The 1,900-nt window shown below is 71.7% G+C and carries 2 protein-coding genes; one reads left to right on the top strand and one right to left on the bottom strand.

The genetic code is table 11. The annotated features are described in order from the left end of the window. The coding region (locus QR77_RS30365) for a M23 family metallopeptidase (protein WP_040028914.1) at positions 1-593 on the bottom strand (593 nt) is incomplete at its 3' end. Positions 594-870: 277 nt separating this feature from the next. On the opposite strand from QR77_RS30365, the gene rpsB reads away from it, so the two are divergent. Next, positions 871-1,863, top strand: a complete 993-nt coding sequence (rpsB, locus tag QR77_RS30370) for a 30S ribosomal protein S2 (protein WP_040025199.1) — start codon at positions 871-873, stop codon at positions 1,861-1,863. The last annotated feature ends 37 nt before the right edge of the window (positions 1,864-1,900 follow it).

Consider the following 1,900-nt stretch of genomic DNA (forward strand, 5'->3'; position numbering starts at 1 on the left):
AGCCGGGGCGCCGGGCGGCGCAGCAGGTCCGGCGGGAGCAGTGACAGCGGATTGAGATACACCCGGCCGCGCAGCAGCCCCCAGTGCAGACAGCCCGCCGCGCAGTGCGAAGGCCCCGCCGCCGTCACCGCCACCACCTGGCCCGCCGCCACCAGGTCGCCCTCGGTGGCCAGCGGGTCCACCGGTTCGTACGTGGTCCGCAGCGGCGGGTCACCCGTGCCGGACAGCGACACCGACACCACCCCGCGCCCGGCGACCCGGCCGGCGAAGGAGACCCGGCCCGCGGCCGGGGCGCGTACCGGAGTGCCAGGGGGCGCCGCCAGGTCCACACCGCGGTGACCTGGTCCGTACACCGTGTCGGGCGGCTCCCAGCCCCGCTCCACGGACGGGAACGGACCCACCGGCCAGGCGCGGGCGCCATCACCGCCCGGTCTCCGGCCGTCGGCGGTGGCGGCGAGGGCCGGGGCGGCCGCCCACCAGAGCACCCCCGTGACGAGGACGGCCAGGACCGCCAGGACGACGGGGGCGAGCGGCACGAGCACGCCAGAGGTGAGAAGAGGAGCAGGAGTCGGGGACCGGCGAGGAGTGATCATGCCGCCCACCATCCCCGCTGAGCGCCCGGCCGCGCTGATCATGGACCGGATCTGTGGACGACGGGCGGGTTGTGGACATCGCCGTCACCCGGGAGTGTGCCGGTCCCGTACACTTCTTGTGGCGATCCGGGTCACCGGGTCGACTTCGCACGCCCCGTCATCGGCCCTTGTCGCCGGTGTTCGCGCTACTCGGTCCTTCGTGGCAGAGCGCAACGGGACGTCAGGCGCGACCGCCGTCCGGCGGCCGCGACAACCGAGTACCTCGAGGAGTACGGCCATGGCCGTCGTCACGATGCGGGAGCTGCTGGAAAGCGGCGTCCACTTCGGTCACCAGACCCGCCGTTGGAACCCGAAGATGAAGCGCTTCATCTTCACGGAGCGCAACGGCATCTACATCATCGACCTGCTCCAGTCGCTGTCGTACATCGACCGCGCCTACGAGTTCGTCAAGGAGACCGTCGCCCACGGCGGCTCCATCATGTTCGTCGGCACCAAGAAGCAGGCCCAGGAAGCGATCGCCGAGCAGGCGACGCGCGTGGGCATGCCCTACGTCAACCAGCGCTGGCTGGGCGGCATGCTGACCAACTTCTCCACCGTCTACAAGCGCCTCCAGCGTCTCAAGGAGCTTGAGCAGATCGACTTCGACGACGTGGCGGCCTCCGGCCTCACGAAGAAGGAGCTGCTCGTCCTCTCCCGCGAGAAGGCCAAGCTGGAGAAGACCCTCGGCGGTATCCGCGAGATGCAGAAGGTGCCCAGCGCCGTCTGGATCGTGGACACCAAGAAGGAGCACATCGCCGTCGGTGAGGCGCGCAAGCTCCACATCCCGGTGGTCGCGATCCTCGACACCAACTGCGACCCCGACGAGGTCGACTACAAGATCCCGGGCAACGACGACGCGATCCGCTCCGTCACCCTGCTCACCCGCGTGATCGCCGACGCCGTCGCCGAGGGCCTCATCGCCCGCTCCGGTGCAGCGACCGGTGACTCGAAGCCGGGCGAGAAGGCCGCCGGCGAGCCCCTCGCCGAGTGGGAGCGCGACCTGCTGGAGAAGAAGGCCGACGAGAAGTCCGCGGACGCCGCTGACGCTCCCGCCGCCGACGCTCCCGCCGACGCCGCCGACGCCGAGGTCCAGACCTCCGCCGAGACGGAGAAGGTCGCCGACGCCGAGCAGGCCGACGAGGTCGTCACCCCGGCCGCCGACGAGACCCCGGCCGACGCTCCGGCCGAGGCCGCCGCCGAGGCGCCGGCCGCGGACGCCGAGAAGGCCTGACCTCACAGGTTCGGTTGCTGACGGCGGGGGCCCAGGC

Source organism: Streptomyces sp. 150FB, assembly GCF_000818195.1.
GTDB lineage: Bacteria > Actinomycetota > Actinomycetes > Streptomycetales > Streptomycetaceae > Streptomyces.

Coding starts and splice junctions, on each gene's coding strand:
- rpsB (WP_040025199.1), top strand. CDS start 871: ATGGCCGTCGTCACGATGCGGGAGCTGCTGGAAAGCGGCGTCCACTTC.